We start from the raw sequence: 15,374 nt of genomic DNA, 5'->3' as shown, positions 1-15,374 counted from the left end.
TCTGTTTCTACCAGTTAGCCACGGTTTTAGTGAACACGCTGTAGATAATTCGCTCGGTGATCTTCTGAATTTGGGCTCTGCTAATTTGGTTGATGTCTTGTGACGGAGGAAAATCAAAAAAGCTGGAGAAGCTTTGGTCAAAATTGTTCACAGGGTTTTTAGTGTCAGTGTAATTAATCTGCACCACAATTGTCAGGCGGTTGGCACCGGCCTGGTCAATTGACACATTTGAATTTCCACCAGTAGGAATATCGTTGCGTTGAATGGCTGCCGGGCTAAAGGTATAGCTCATAATTTGGCCTTGAATCTGTAGATCACCCGCCTGAGGCAATACTCTTAAATTGGTATTGCGCTGAAAGTAATCTTTAAAGTCTTCTGTTACGAACTGCTGTAAATTAGCAGGTCCCATTCCTGAAGCGTCGCTAAAGTTAGAGATGGAGATAGTTTTCACATTATCTGGAATGCTGGTACCAGAGAATGAATAACAGCCTTGCAGTAACAGGACAACCGCCAGTAAAGGAGAAAAGAACAGACGCTGCTTATAGGTCTTCAATGTCGTATTGTTTTAATTTTCTGTAAAGGGTGCGTTCAGAGATTCCCAGGTCTTTGGCGGCATATTTCCGCTTGTTCCCATGTTTCTTCAACGCCTTCAGTATCATTTCCTTTTCTTTTTGTTCTAAAGAAAGGCTTTCTTCTTCAGTTTCGTGGGCAATATCTTCTACTTTTTCCTCGTAGTCTTCCTCTTCATGCTGGTCACTAACCGTCAGCACATAGCCTTCGCGGCGCTCTGGAGTTTGGCGGTAAACCGGTGGCTCAAAGTTTCTGACTTCATCAAACAAATGACTATTGGCCTTAAGTAGTTCCGAATCTTCCTGCTGATGCGATAATAAATCAAAAACAACCTGCTTTAAGTCATTCATGTCTTTGCGCATGTCAAAAAGCACTTTGTACAGCAAGTCGCGCTCAGAAATGCCGGCAGCACCGTCAGCACCGGCTTTAGCACCGTTAAACAAAGCTGGCAGCTGGTTAATTTGCTCCTGGGGCAGGTACTTGCGCAGAGTTTCAGCGTTTACTTCTCTGTCATACTCCAAAACGGAAATCTGCTCTACAATATTTTTGAGCTGACGGATGTTACCCGGGAAGCGATAGCGCAGCAACTCCCGTACCGCATCTGGGTAAAGGGTGACCGGCTTCACATGGTACCGCTCGGCAAAGTCAGAGGCGAATTTTCTGAACAGCAAATGTATGTCATCTCCACGCTCACGCAGGGGCGGGACGTTGATGGGAACTGTGTTCAGGCGGTAATACAGATCTTCTCTGAACTGCCCCCGTTCTACCGCCTGCAACAGGTTAACGTTAGTGGCCGCCACTACGCGCACGTCTGTTTTTAACACTTTAGAAGAACCCACTTTAATGAATTCGCCGTTTTCCAACACCCGGAGCAGGCGGGCTTGGGTTCCTAAAGGCATTTCCCCAATTTCATCCAGAAAAATGGTGCCTCCGTTGGTGACCTCAAAATATCCCTTGCGTGCCTCTTGGGCGCCCGTAAAGGAGCCTTTCTCATGGCCAAACAGTTCAGAGTCTATGGTTCCCTCCGGAATAGCGCCGCAGTTGATAGCTATGAACTGTCCGTGCTTGCGGGGGCTCAGTTGATGAATGATTTTGGAAAATGATTCTTTTCCGCTTCCACTCTCACCTGAAATAAGAACGGTCATGTCAGTAGGAGCCACCTGAACCGCCACCTGAATAGCGTGGTTCAACAACGGAGAATTACCTATTATACCAAAGCGTTGTTTAACAGACTGAATCTCTATATCGCGCATGCGTTAGATGTGTAGATTTGAAAATGTGAAGATTTGGAAATGCAGAACGCCTGCCAAAGAAAAGATTTAACTTCAAATCTCCTCATCACCAAATTTCCAAATTAATGAACTGGCTCTCCAAACAAAGTACCTACAGAGCAGTCGGTAATCAAGACATTCACATAATCTCCTTTTTTGAAATGTTGTTTAGGGAAAATGACCACCTTGTTTTGATCGTTACGGCCACTGAGCATTTCATCTGAACGCTTAGAAAATCCTTCCACCAGCACTTTCTGCACTTGGCCAACTGCCAATTGATTTCTTATCTGGGAGTACTCCCGCTGCTTGTCTATAATTTCCTGTAAACGGCGCTTCTTCACTTCCAGCGGAATGTCATCTTGTAGTTTTCTGGCTGCCAACGTGCCGGGGCGCTCAGAATAAAAGAACATGTAGGCATAGTCGTACTGCACGTAGTCAATCAAAGACAAGGTATCTTGGTGTTCTTCTTCGGTTTCAGAACAGAAACCAGCAATCATGTCAGTAGAAATACCGCAATCCTCACCTAAAATTCTTCTGATGGCGTCAACGCGTTCTATGTACCAGTTGCGGTCATAGGTGCGGTTCATCAGCTCAAGAACTCTGGAGTTACCGCTTTGTGCTGGCAAATGTATGTATTTGCAGATGTTGTCGTACTTCTTCATGGTGTACAACACTTCATCTGTAATGTCTTTGGGGTGGGAGGTAGAGAATCGAACCCTTAAATCTGGACTGATTAAGGCCACCCTTTCCAGCAGCTGGGCAAAGTTTACTTTTTCAACTCCGTCTTCAGATTGCCATTTATAGGAGTCAACGTTCTGGCCCAGCAAGGTAACTTCTTTATAGCCCTGTTTTACCAGATCCTGCGCCTCGCGTACAATTGAATGCGCATCACGGCTACGTTCGCGGCCACGGGTAAAAGGCACCACGCAGAAGGAGCACATATTGTCACAGCCCCGCATGATAGAAACGAAAGCACTCACGCCGTTGCTGTTCAGCCTGATTGGATTTATATCTGCGTAGGTTTCTTCTCTTGAAAGAAGAACATTCACGGCTTTCTGCCCCTCGTCTACCTCATTGATAAGCGATGGAAGATCACGGTACGCATCAGGACCCACCACCAGGTCTACCATCTTTTCTTCCTCCAGCAGGTTTTTCTTCAGGCGTTCCGCCATACAACCCAGTACACCCACTACCATTCCCGGTCTTTTCTTTTTTAAATGCTGTAGCTGGGTTAAGCGGTGTCTAACGGTCTGCTCTGCTTTTTCACGTATGGAACAGGTGTTCAACAGCACCAGGTCAGCGTTGGCGGCTTCAGAGGTGGTATCAAATCCTGCCTCAAACAATATAGAAGACACTATCTCGCTGTCAGAGAAGTTCATCTGGCAGCCATAGCTTTCAATGTAGAGTTTGCGCTGCCGTCCAGTATTAGTTTCTTCAGTGACTTTGGTGTCACATGAAGTGGCTGATGCCTGCTCAGGGGTACGGCTATCTATAAAATCTAAATCCAGAATAGGTGAATGCATGTCTTGTTAATAAAGCGCAAAGATACGTAAATCTAGGTGCTTGTGACAGAATGGCAGCTTATTTTTGAGGTTCTTACATAAAAAAAGCCTGCCTAGGGTGAGCAGACTTTGCTATTAAATTTTTGAATATGGTCTAGATCAATTCTTTAGTTCAAGCTTCAAAGGACCGGAAGAGCCCTCGCGCAAGCAAAGAATACTATAGGCAGTTTCTCCAATGCCAACTACTTTGTTCATGATATAATGCCCGATAAGTTCATTTCTCATTTGGTTAGGGGAAATCGGATAATAAAAGTATATAAATTAGTTTGAAGAACTCTTAAGTAAGTATTACCTCTTCGTTAAGTAAAATCAATGCTTCTCTAATACTGATTTGATGGCAAAAGCTTTTAAAAGGCATTCTTCATATTCCTGTTCCGGGACTGAATCATACGTAATGGCGCTACCTACTTCATAATTGAGATATCTGGTGGCGGCATTATACTGTATGCTCCTTATCACCACATTGAAATCAAAATCACCGTTTGGTAAAAAGTAGCCGAAACTACCAGAATAAAGTCCACGCTTCGTTTTCTCGTACTTTTCTATAAGCTCTAGTGCTTTTATTTTAGGCGCTCCGGTCATGCTTCCCATTGGGAAAGCAGCTTGTAAAGCCTGCACTGCGTCCGCTTCAGGTGAAAGTTTTCCGGTAATGGTGGAGATCATCTGCCATACATGCTGAAAGCCATACAAACCAAAAAACTCCTCCACTTTTACAGTTCCTATTGCTGCTACACGGTTTAGATCGTTTCGTACCAAGTCCACGATCATCATGTTTTCTGCGCGTTCTTTTTCACTTGAGGCAAGAGTGGCTTTATTGGCCAAGTCCTCTTCTGGGGTACTTCCTCTTCGAATGGTGCCTTTGATAGGTTGAGATATCAGCAGGTCATTTTCTTTTTTCAAAAACCGCTCAGGGCTTGCGCAAAGCAGGTATTTATCATGCCATTTCAAGAAGCCAGAAAAAGGGGTGGGGGAAATCTCGTTTAGCTTAAAATATACTTGTACCGGATCAAGGCTTGCTTGTTCAGCGTAAAATTCCTGACAGAAATTGATTTCATATACATCGCCTTCTACAATATGTTGCTGTAGTTTTTGAACGCTTTGTATATACTCTTCTCTAGAGATGCGGGCTACTGTTTTAAGGCTGTTTTTTGGGAAACTGCTTGAAAACGTAGTGGATGAAATAGCTTGTATAATAGAATCAGGTGAATCTACTTCAGAATAGACGGTAAGAGTTTCTTCCTCAAAATGGATGTATGCTTCTGGTGCAAAAAATGCAAGCTCAGGAAAGCCAATGTTATCAGGGTGTTGGCTTGTAAGATTTTCCAGGCTGTTCTTCAGATCATACGTCAGAAACCCGAGAAGAGGAGTAACAGTGCTTTCTTGTAGATTTTTTAACTCCTGCCAAGTGGAGGCAATAACACTATTGGAGCCTTGGCAGCATTTCCGGACCCCAAGCAAATTTTTAAATGCGCCGTGGCGATAGTCAATATTATTTGAGGAATAGTAAGCTACTGCCTCGTGATGTTGGTTTGCCCATACTATTGCTTTCTGTTTCCACTCCTCAATTGGGACCGGTAGCTGCTGGTAAGAGATTGAAAGCTGTAACATGCAATTAAGCCAGATATGATCAGCGGCAATGAAAACAGAAAGCGCAGATTTACAAAATCTTCAGGCTTTCTATGGGCTGTGGGCGATGTAGTTTACTGCAGATATAAATGAACAGTCACAAAAAAAGGATGGCAAAACCATCCTTTTTCATTATTCAACTGTACCTAATACTAGGCAATAGCTTTTTGCTCAACATCGGCTAAAATACGGCCGCAGTGCTCGCAAACAGTAATTTTCTTTTTTGAAGCAATGTCAGACTGGCGTTGAGGAGGAACGGTGTTAAAACATCCGCCGCAGGCGTCACGTTTTACCATTACAACCGCTAAGCCATTGCGTACATTCTTGCGGATACGGTTATAGGCGAAAAGAAGACGATCTTCAATTTGTTTCATCGCCTCTTCCTTTTCTTTGTTCAGGCGGCGCTCATCTTCCTCGCTCTCATTCACCATAACTTGTAGTTCGGCGTTTTTAGAGTTAAGGTCTTTTTGGCGCTCCTCCAGTCTGTTTTTGGTTTCCTGGATATCCTGGTTTTTCTGCTCTATCTGGAAATTAGCCTCACGAATTTTTTTCTCGTTGATCTGAATTTCCAATTTCTGCAGTTCAACTTCTTTGGTGATGGCGTCAAACTCGCGGTTATTGCGCACATTCTCCTGCTGCTCCTCGTACTTCTTGATCAGTTTTTCGGAGTCTTTAATAGCCTGCTTGCGGTTGGCAATTGACTGCTGGAGATCCGCAATTTCCTCATCAAATTTGCTTACGCGTACTTGGTAGCCGGCGATTTCATCTTCCAAATCGCGAACTTCTTCTGGAAGGTCGCCTCTTACTTGCAGGATTTGATCTAGTTGAGAATCTAAGCTCTGAAGTCTTAGAAGTGCATCTAATTTACTTGCTACAGTACTTTCCATGTATATTTAGCTGTGTCTAACGGGATTTGTGTTAGTGGCTGACAAATCGACTGCAAAATTAGAAAAAGTTTTTGTAAGTATATCATAAAAAAGCTCCTTCGTGTAAACTTCGCTTTCATAATGCCCTACGTCTACCAAAGCCATTTTGCTGTTTGCCTCAAAAAACTCATGGTACTTTAGATCGGCGGTCACAAAAACATCGGCTCCGGCGGCTTTTGCTTTGCTTAACAAAAAGCTGCCGGCTCCTCCGCAAACAGCTACTTTTTTAATTAATTTATCTGGCCAGGCTGTATGCTTGAACGTTATGAGGTTCAATTGCTTTTTTAGGTGCTGGGCAAATTCCTCGGCTGTTAAAGCAGTTTCTAATTCGCCTATCATACCAGCGCCTACTTCCTGATTCTCGTTTTCAAGTTCTATCAGAAAATGAGCTACTTCTTCATAAGGGTGGGCTTTGAGCAGGGCCCGCATCACTTGGTTTTGTTTAAAGCTCGGGAAAATTACCTCAATCCGGTTTTCTATTGTCTCCTCGGTTTTGCCTGTTTGGCCAATATGCGGATTTGCTTGCGATGAGGGGGTAAAGCGTCCGGTGCCGGTTATTCTAAAGCTACAGTCGGTATACTCCCCAATTTGACCGGCGCCGGCAGCATGTACTGCCTCCAGCACTTTTTCTGTGTCTTCAACCGGTACAAAGAATTCTAGTTTGGTAAGTAAGTTTGATTTAGGCGCCAGAATTCTGGTATTTTCAATGCCTAGTTTCTCACAGAGTTTGGCATTGACGCCATTGTGCACATGGTCTAAATTAGTGTGGCAGGCAAAAATAGCTATTTGGTGCTTCAGCGCCTTTAGCAACGTGCGTTCCACTGGTGTGCGACCTGTCAAACTTTTTAAAGCTTTGAAAATGACTGGGTGATGCGCTACTATTAAATTGCACCCACGCTCTATCGCTTCCTCCACAACTTCTTCTGTACAATCTAAAGTTACTAATACCCGATTGACGGTTGCTTCTGGGTCACCTACCTGTAACAAGGCATTGTCATAGGCTTCTTGATAGGCGGGAGGGGCATATTGTTCCAGTGCCCTTACAACATCTTTTATTTTGGTCATTGTTTGGCTTTAGGGAGTAAGTCTGCAAAGAAAGTTAAAATTCAGCTACTTTTGTACGTGATGCGGCTCTTGTTTCTTATACTGCGGTTCTTGCTTTTGCCCTTTTCTTGGGTGTACGGAACTGTTATGCGCGCTCGGAACTACCTGTACCATCACAGTTTTTTCTCTACGTATCAGGCGCCCGTGCCGGTTATTTGTGTGGGCAATCTCGCCGTAGGCGGTACCGGAAAAACACCTTTGGTAGAGTACTTGGCAAGAATGTTACAGCCCAAAAAGATGGCAATTTTGAGTAGGGGGTATAAGCGGCAAACAAAAGGATTTGTATTGGGTAGCGCTAAAGAAACGGCCGCTACTTTAGGTGACGAGCCATTTCAGTACCTGCAGAACTTACCCAACGTGACGGTGGCGGTTTGCGAAAAACGAGAGACAGGCATAAAGAAACTCTTGGAACTGCAACCTGATTTGGATATTATACTTCTAGATGATGCATTTCAGCACCGTGCTGTTACAGCTTCTACCTATTTATTGCTGACAGACTATAACAAAGTATTTACTAATGATTTACCTCTGCCGGCTGGCAGGCTAAGAGAACCTCGTTCAGGAGCAAAAAGAGCACAAGGGGTAGTGGTTACTAAATGCCCTGCTTTACTGGCGGAAAGGGAGAAACAGAACATTGCCCATAAGATTGGCATGTACACCAAAAAAGGAACCCCCGTGTTTTTTTCTGAAATAGTTTACGCCGCCGCCGTACCTTTCGGAAAGGTTCAGGCGTTAGGTAAAAAACTGGTGCTGGTAACAGGTATTGCCAATGCCAGACCTCTGGTGAATTTTCTAACAGAAGAAGGATATGAGATCATCAGGCACTTTGAGTTTTCTGACCATGCTGCCTATACTCCTGAGCTGGTAAAGGAAGTGGTAAATTTTTGGGGCACGTTCAGAGACCAGGGGCTAAGTGTACTCATGACTCATAAAGATGCCGTAAAATGGCAGGCACAAGAACTGGAGTATGTGTGGCAGGGTCTTCCTGTCTTCTATCTTCCAATTACAGTTTCCTTTGCCGAACAAGAACCTTCTTTTGATGATTTTATCCGGCAGCAGGCAACACTGCCGGGCATAGGTATTAATTCTTAAATTTGAGCGTGAATTATAAGAAGCTTATCGCTACGGCGTGTTTTGCAGGTATAGGACTGGCAGCGTCAGCCCAGTCTTCGGTGATAAATGACACTACCAAAGCCATCTATGGTTCGGCAACTACGCTGAAGCTTTATGAACGGGATGTTTTTAAAGGCAACCTAACCCCTGCACGCATTGATACTGCCATAACCAATCTTCCGATAATCCGGCATTGGTATTATGATTCTACGTTACATCAAGACCTCGGAAACGTGGGCACTGCGGCTCAGCCTCTGTTCTGGCAAATGCCCACTGTGTTAGGTACACGTTTAGGCCGTAATACCCTTGACCGTTACACCCCAGATCCTGCGTCTATTGAATATTATGATACAAAATCGCCTTTTACCTTTCTAAATTACCTGCAGGGGAGTTTGGGTGAGCAAATATTCAAGTCTAAGCACACCCGCAACATTAAGCCAAACTGGAATATAGGCATTGGATATGAACTGTTAAGTTCTGAGCGGCAAATAGGTGGCGTAGGCGGCAGACAGAACGACTTGATAAGCCACTATGGTTTAATGGCTTTTACGCAATACGCCAGCCCCAACGAACGGTACAGAATCATGGCCAACTACATTCAAACCAGCCATGACCAAATAGAGTCTGGGGGTATTAATCCCGCAGGCAATGTGGATGGGGACGAGGATCTGTTTGATGGTAACGAGGCGGTGTGGCTGTTTTATGCAGCATCAGAAGAGAAAAGGCGGATGGTGCACGCCACCCAATGGTACAAGCTATTGGGTTCTGGGCTTCAGTTATACCACACCATAGATGCTTATGCGCAAGACAATGAATTCTCTGACAATCAGCTGCCTTATGAAACAATAGGCGAGGAGGGAAATAGAAGAAGAGTGCTGCAATTTTACCCTCAAGCCCTCAGAGATACCGCTCAAACTTCAGATAAATCTAACTTCAGGAAGCTGGAAAATACCTTTGGTGTCATGGGAAACAGCCGGCTATTTGTATATAGAGCCTATGTAAAGCGGCGCGATGGAGATTATGAAGTTACCTCCAGAGGACGCATAGCGGTTGTTGACCAGTTTAAAAACCGCCCCTTTAATTATGTTCTTTTTTATGAAGATCAAGCAAAGAGAACTTTCGCTGATAATTTCATAGGAGGAGATGCCCAGTTTCGATTGAAGAATGACATTTACATGCACACTGATGCCGAATTTCAAATAGGAGGCGGAGATTACCGCATAAATGCGCAGGCACGGTATAAATTCCTCACACTTCGGCAAACCAGAACTTCTTACTCACCTTCTTTGCTCCAAAATCTTTTCATCAGCAACCATTTAGAGTGGAACAATGATTTTGAGAATATTCAAGTTAATCAGTCTGCCGCTGTACTGGAAGGCAGGATAAAGAACCACTTGTTACAAGGTGAACTAAAATTTACCAATCTTAGAAATTATGTTTACTACCAAGACTCTCTGAGTGCAGGTGATTGGGCAAAACCAGCTCAAGTAGCAGGAGGGACTAATTTGTTGCAGGCTAGTTTGCGCTACAAACTCAGCGTAAAATCATTTGTCTTAGACAACACTGTTTTCTATAGCGCTACCGCTGATGAAGATGTGATCAGAATGCCTGAATGGTATTTGCAAACCAGAGCCTATGTGCATGGGCCAATGTTTAAGGGAGCCATTTATGTACAGACCGGGGTAGATGTAAATTTTCATACCGCCTACTTAGCAGATGGGTATATGCCTGTCACGCAGCAGTTTCACCTGCAGAATGATTTCACGGTAAAGCGGTACCCAACTGCTGATGTTTACTTGAGCGCTGATATCAAAACAGTGAACCTTTTTATCAAGGCTAGACATTTAAATACCGCCATACCTGGTTTAAACCCAGGGTATTTTACAACGCCCTATTATTCTGCTAATCCGTTCAGTTTGATATTTGGTTTGCAGTGGAATTTTTATGACTAAGGGTTCTCAGCCTGTAGCATTGAAGTATAGATCCGAGGGGGGCATGTAGGGCAAGGCTAATTAATATTAGGGGCACTCTCCGTTTTTGCCTTATTTTTTCAAAATCAGGTCATAAACATGAAGGCACTTTTTTGGGCTGGTTCATTGATATAGGACATTAAAATTGATTTTTACAGAAAACCTACCACAGCTTTGGCTAAGACAATTTTAAGATTGGAGCTTCCTACTGATCCGCGTTGGGTGAACATAGCGGAAATGAACATTGAGGAGATTTTAGTGGACCATGCCTACTGTGAGCAAAAGGCTGCTACTTCGGGCATTTCATTGATTGTTAAATACCCAGACAAGACAAAACTGGTAGAGGAAATGACTGCTTTGGTAGCCGAGGAGTGGAGCCACTTTGAACGGGTACTGGAAGAACTGAAGAAGAGAGGCTATGAGCTGGGTCGTAATAGACCAGATGAATATGTCGTGCAGTTGAGCAAACATATCCGGAAGGGAGATAAGCGGGAGCGTCAGCTCATGGACCATTTATTGGTGAATGCGCTGATTGAAGCCCGCAGCTGCGAACGTTTTAAACTCCTCTGGAAAAACCTGACGGACCCTGACCTGCAAAAATTCTATTATGAATTAATGGTCTCAGAGGCGGGGCACTATGTTAGCTTTGTAAAGCTGGCGAAAGAGTATATGCCCAAAGAAGTTGTAGACGCCCGCCTGAAAGAACTGCTGGAAATAGAAGCCAACATCATAGCCAACCTGGAGCCAAGGCCAGACCGTATGCACTAGTTAATGATTAATGAACAATGAGCAATGATTAAAACATATTACAAATTAATCATTACTCATTGTTCATTAATCATTATTAAGTTTTTTGCTTTTTCTTTTTAGCAGCCGGGAACAAGATATTGTTAAGTATTAATCTGTAGCCTGGAGAATTGGGGTGCAAAGAAAGGTCCGTTGGCTCTTCCTCCACAAAATGCTGGTAGTCCTCTGGATCATGGCCACCGTAAAAGGTCCAGGTGCCTTTGCCGAATGTGCCGTGGATATACTTGGCTTCATCAATGGCCGGATTTTCACCCATCACCACCACATCTGGTTTTATCAGTTTCTTCTTGAAACCTGTAGTAAGGCCCATAAAACCCTTGATTGTTTTAGCATGGTTTTGGGTAAGCATGGTGGGCACGGGATCCCACTTGGCGGAGTAGGTAAAGAGCTGGAAATAGTCATTCCCTTCGCGCAGGCCACGTTCCATTTGGGTGTTGTCGATGTTGGAGAACTCTGGGTGGTAAGGGTCTCTGATTAACGTAAAGTCTTTAAAGGCAAAGGTGTTATCAAAGTTTAGCTTCTGCTGCGCTTGAGGGTCAGAGGGGTCGCCGTCAAACATCACTTCCGTGATATCCACTCCGTGTGAGGCCAACGCTATGTCGTAAGTGTCGGTGGCAGAGCACATGGCAAACATGAAGCCGCCTCCAGCGCAGAAGTCTCTTATTTTCTCAGCTACGGCTCGTTTCAGTTCGGGCACTTTGGTGTACCCGAAGCGCTTGGCAATAGCTTCCGCCTCGCGTTTCTGTTCAATATACCAGGGCGCATTTCTAAAAGCAGCGTAGAATTTCCCTTGCTGTCCGGTAAAATCCTCGTGGTGCAGGTGAAGCCAGTCGTACTTGGGCAATTTGTCTTCCAGTATTTCTGGGTCATAGACTATGTCATAGGGAATTTCGGCGTAGGTAAGCACCAAGGTCACCGCATCATCCCATGGCTGTTTAGATTTTGGGGAATAGACGGCTATTTTTGGCGCCTTCTCCAGCTTCATAATGTCCATGTTAGACTCTTGGGCGGCTATCTCGGTCAGTACCTGGTTGTATTGCGCATCTGAAATGGTAGAGTAGCTTATTCCCCTTACAACCAACTCGTTTTCAAGGGCTGGCAGATGCTTGAAAGCAAAAGATCCGCCACGGTAATTCAAGAGCCAATCAACTTCCACTTCACGTTGCAAAGCCCAATACGCAATGCCATAGGCTTTTAAATGATTCTTCTGGTCTTGGTCCATGGGCAACAGCAAGTATGAAGCCCAGCTAGCCGGTAAAGCCAACAGCCAAACCAAAAGAAAACAAAATATCCTGCGCAACATCTTCAATAGTATTAGTTTAAACAAATTTAACAAAAGCACACAGTAACCAGTAACTTAGGGGCTTATATCTTTCGGCTAGAACAGGCATCTTACCTAAACCTATCCTTTTACCACTGGTTCTTTTGCAATTGGTGATGATATTTAATTTGGCTCAGTTAAAATCCTTACTTTTATATAGTAATAAAACTATTAGTTGTACGACCAATGAAAGGTTCCGGTACAGCTCCTCAACGAAAACATGAATCTCCTCGAAAATACCAAAGAAGGTTTCCGTTCCATAAAGGGTAATCTTTTACGCACTATTTTAACCGCACTTATCATCTCCATAGGCATCATGTCTCTGGTTGGTATTTTAACGGCAATTGAGGGAATCAAGTATTCGGTGGCTAACACCTTCTCTTCTTTAGGGGCTAATTCTTTTGACATCGAGAAAAAATGGGAGGGCCGGAATACCCAGGGCGGGCGCGTGAACAAAGTATATGCGCCAATCACAGAGTTTCAGGCAAAGCAATACAAAAACCTGATGCAGGACAAAGCGCGCGTAAGTGTTTCCACCTATGTATCAGGGGCTACTACCATAAAAGCAGGAAACATCAAAACCAATCCGAACATGAGCGTGATTGGAGGGGATGAAAATTACCTTCTGAACGAGAATTACGATTTGGAGCTGGGAAGACCATTTTCTACCATTGAACTAGAAAACGGAGCACCGGTAGCCATCATCGGAAAAGAAATAGCGGACAAGCTCTTCCCAAACCGCAGCCCTGAAGGCAAATTCATTTATATGCTGGGCCGCCGGTTTAAGGTGATAGGTAAAATCAAAAGCGAAGGCGGCGGACTTGGTGGCGGCGGTAACAACCGCATGGTCATCATTCCCCTGGAAACAGCCACCCAGATACCGTCTCAAAATTCCCTTACCTTTCAGATTAAATCTGTGATAGTGAATGACAACAGCCTGGACTACGTGCTGGCCGAAGCCACTGGCATAATGCGCAAAATCAGGCAAGACAGACTGGGGCAGGATGATTCGTTTGAGATTACCCGCTCAGACTCAGTGGAACAGGAGCTGAACAACATAACCGGCTACCTGAAGACCGGAGGGTTTCTCGTAGGTTTTATCACGTTGCTGGGTGCTTCTATTGGCCTTATGAACATAATGATGGTAAGCGTAACCGAGCGGACCAGGGAGATAGGAATCAGAAAGGCTTTGGGGGCTACCATTCAGCAAATCAGGCGTCAGTTCATAATTGAGGCTATTGTTATTTGCGTGCTGGGCGGAGTGGCTGGTATTTTCCTGGGGGTGCTAATGGGCAATGGCATTTCTATTCTTATTGGCCAAGGAGATTTTTTTGTGCCGTGGCTCTGGATGACGGTAGGTATGATCATTTGTATCACAGTGGGTCTTATCTCCGGTTATTACCCGGCTTACAAAGCCTCTAAGCTAGATCCAATAGAATCTTTGCGGTACGAATAGTGATACTGTTTTTGCCTTATTTTTCAAAAAATAAGCAAAACAGAGACTTTAAATAATTAGCGGTAGGCTTAAAATTAAAATATTTTCACTGGCAGTTTTAGTGCTGTTTTTAGAAAAACAGGTTCAAAACATCTTTTAGCCATTGATATATTGCTTTTTCTTTGACTACTGAAAAATAGCTGTCTATTTTTGGGAAATGGTGATGGGGTGCCACCAATATTAACCGCCTGTCCTGAGGCTGATGACTCCTACTTCTACGCCAATAAACTTGGCGTTGGTTTTTCTTGTACCATATTAGGAGTATGCCCTTATTTAAATCTTATCTGAGATTTTCTTTTTTTAGGAGGTACCGCTATGCCCTAGAGGTGCTGGTCATGAGCAGGTATTTGATCCGGTGGTTGTTGATTGCCACAGTAGTGGGTGTGTTGGCGGGCAGTGCCTCCGCCCTTTTTCTGGTTCTGCTGGAAGCGGCCACTGTTTACCGTGAAGCAAATACTTTCATCATAGCTTTTCTTCCAATAGCTGGTTTTGTCATAGGCTGGGCTTACCACAATTGGGGCAAAACCGTGGAAGCCGGCAACAACCTGCTATTGCAGGAAATAAGGCAAACCTCCAGAAGCAGGATTTCATGGCTGATGGCCCCTTTAGTAATGGTAACAACCGTACTGACACATCTGTTTGGCGGATCAGCTGGCCGAGAGGGGACGGCTGTTCAAATGGGCGGAGCGCTGGCAGACCAACTAACCCCTCTGTTGAAGTTACGGCCCAGAGACAGAAAGATTATCTTGATTTGCGGAATAAGTGCGGGTTTTGCCTCTGTGTTTGGTACTCCTCTGGCAGGAGCTGTTTTCGGGTTAGAAGTTTTCTTGCTGGGCCAGCTACGGTACAACGCGCTGTTGCCTAGTTTTTTGGCCGCTGTTATTGCCGATGCAGTGACAACAGCCTGGGGAGTAGGGCATACGTTATATCCCACAGTTTCAGTACCAGAATGGAGCCTTTATACGTTTGGCGCAACTGTAGCAGCGGGAGTCGCATTTGGTTTGGCAGCTCGTTTATTTTCCTGGTCTAGCCACGCGGTGGCCGAAATTTTCAAAAGCAGAATATCTTACGCACCCTTGCGACCGGTGGTAGGTGGAGTGGTATTGATATTCATTGTCTGGTTATTGGGAACCACTAAGTACATAGGGTTAGGAATTCCTACCATTGAGGCTTCATTTCAGATGCCTTTGCCGCAATATGACTTCCTCTTGAAAATTGCGCTTACCGCTCTCACCTTGGGTTGTGGCTTCAAAGGAGGCGAGGTGACCCCCTTATTTTTTATAGGAGCCACGTTAGGCAATGCCCTGTTCCCGTGGTTGCCTTTGCCACTGGAGTTGCTGGTGGCAATGGGTTTTGTGGCTGTATTTGCCGGTGCTGCCAATACTCCATTAGCCTGCACCTTGATGGCCATAGAGCTTTTTGGTGCGGGTTGCGGGATGTTTGCTGGCTTGGCTTGTGTGATTGCTTATCTTTTCTCCGGGCACTCTGGTATTTATGGTGGTCAAGTGGTGAGCAACAGCAAACATCCTTATTGGGGACGAGACGCCGGTAAGAAATTAACAGAGCTGTAAAAACAGAAAAGCCCGGGTTTGCCGGGCTTTTCTGTTTT

Annotated in this window: 12 protein-coding genes and 1 riboswitch; of the genes, 5 read left to right on the top strand and 7 right to left on the bottom strand. The window is 44.6% G+C overall.

Annotated elements, in window-relative coordinates:
- Positions 1-7: 7 nt before the first annotated feature.
- The 6 genes from A8O23_RS11200 to A8O23_RS11175 all read right to left on the bottom strand — a co-directional run bounded on the left by A8O23_RS11200 (position 8) and on the right by A8O23_RS11175 (position 7,020).
- On the bottom strand, positions 8-553 hold the full coding sequence (locus tag A8O23_RS11200; RefSeq protein ID WP_239693385.1) for an LptE family protein: 546 nt from the start codon (positions 551-553) through the stop codon (positions 8-10).
- Positions 540-1,823 (bottom strand): sigma-54 interaction domain-containing protein, encoded by a 1,284-nt coding sequence (locus tag A8O23_RS11195; protein WP_066621030.1) that lies wholly within the window; start codon positions 1,821-1,823, stop codon positions 540-542. The genes A8O23_RS11200 and A8O23_RS11195 overlap by 14 nt, the downstream gene beginning before the upstream one ends.
- Before the next feature lie 101 nt (positions 1,824-1,924).
- Positions 1,925-3,364 (bottom strand): tRNA (N6-isopentenyl adenosine(37)-C2)-methylthiotransferase MiaB, encoded by a 1,440-nt coding sequence (gene miaB / locus A8O23_RS11190; RefSeq protein WP_066621028.1) that lies wholly within the window; start codon positions 3,362-3,364, stop codon positions 1,925-1,927.
- A gap of 348 nt (positions 3,365-3,712) precedes the next feature.
- Positions 3,713-5,011: an aminodeoxychorismate synthase component I gene (pabB, locus tag A8O23_RS11185; protein WP_066621026.1), complete on the bottom strand. Its 1,299-nt coding sequence runs from the start codon at positions 5,009-5,011 to the stop codon at positions 3,713-3,715.
- A 170-nt stretch (positions 5,012-5,181) separates the two neighbouring features.
- Complete coding sequence (locus A8O23_RS11180; protein WP_066621019.1) at positions 5,182-5,916, bottom strand: zinc ribbon domain-containing protein; 735 nt, start codon at positions 5,914-5,916, stop codon at positions 5,182-5,184.
- A 6-nt stretch (positions 5,917-5,922) separates the two neighbouring features.
- Positions 5,923-7,020: a Nif3-like dinuclear metal center hexameric protein gene (locus tag A8O23_RS11175; RefSeq protein WP_066621017.1), complete on the bottom strand. Its 1,098-nt coding sequence runs from the start codon at positions 7,018-7,020 to the stop codon at positions 5,923-5,925.
- Positions 7,021-7,080: 60 nt separating this feature from the next.
- Between A8O23_RS11175 and lpxK the strand changes: the two genes are divergently transcribed.
- The 3 genes from lpxK (at position 7,081) to miaE (ending at position 10,910) form a co-directional block, all read left to right on the top strand.
- Complete coding sequence (lpxK, locus tag A8O23_RS11170; protein WP_066621013.1) at positions 7,081-8,151, top strand: tetraacyldisaccharide 4'-kinase; 1,071 nt, start codon at positions 7,081-7,083, stop codon at positions 8,149-8,151.
- 8 nt (positions 8,152-8,159) lie between these two features.
- A complete protein-coding gene (locus A8O23_RS11165) occupies positions 8,160-10,124 on the top strand; it encodes a putative porin (RefSeq protein ID WP_161486723.1) in 1,965 nt (654 codons plus the stop codon).
- 192 nt (positions 10,125-10,316) lie between these two features.
- On the top strand, positions 10,317-10,910 hold the full coding sequence (miaE, locus tag A8O23_RS11160; RefSeq protein ID WP_262506440.1) for a tRNA-(ms[2]io[6]A)-hydroxylase: 594 nt from the start codon (positions 10,317-10,319) through the stop codon (positions 10,908-10,910).
- 76 nt (positions 10,911-10,986) lie between these two features.
- On the opposite strand, the gene A8O23_RS11155 is transcribed toward miaE, so the two are convergent.
- On the bottom strand, positions 10,987-12,252 hold the full coding sequence (locus A8O23_RS11155) for an asparagine synthetase B (protein WP_066621010.1): 1,266 nt from the start codon (positions 12,250-12,252) through the stop codon (positions 10,987-10,989).
- Between the two features lie 238 nt (positions 12,253-12,490).
- Here A8O23_RS11155 and A8O23_RS11150 point away from each other — a divergent pair, with 238 nt between their 5' ends.
- Together A8O23_RS11150 and A8O23_RS11145 are read left to right on the top strand one after the other, a co-directional pair.
- On the top strand, positions 12,491-13,726 hold the full coding sequence (locus A8O23_RS11150; protein ID WP_066621009.1) for an ABC transporter permease: 1,236 nt from the start codon (positions 12,491-12,493) through the stop codon (positions 13,724-13,726).
- 189 nt (positions 13,727-13,915) lie between these two features.
- Positions 13,916-13,984, top strand: a riboswitch (Fluoride riboswitch).
- Between the two features lie 44 nt (positions 13,985-14,028).
- Positions 14,029-15,336 carry a voltage-gated chloride channel family protein gene (locus A8O23_RS11145; protein WP_082883008.1) on the top strand — a complete coding sequence of 436 codons (1,308 nt, stop codon included), beginning with the start codon at positions 14,029-14,031 and terminating at the stop codon, positions 15,334-15,336.
- The last annotated feature ends 38 nt before the right edge of the window (positions 15,337-15,374 follow it).

Source organism: Rufibacter roseus (assembly GCF_001647285.1).
GTDB classification, from domain to species: Bacteria; Bacteroidota; Bacteroidia; order Cytophagales; family Hymenobacteraceae; genus Nibribacter; species Nibribacter roseus.
The sequence above is the reverse complement of the archived record's forward strand: the minus strand, read 5'-3'. Positions and strand labels throughout refer to the sequence as shown.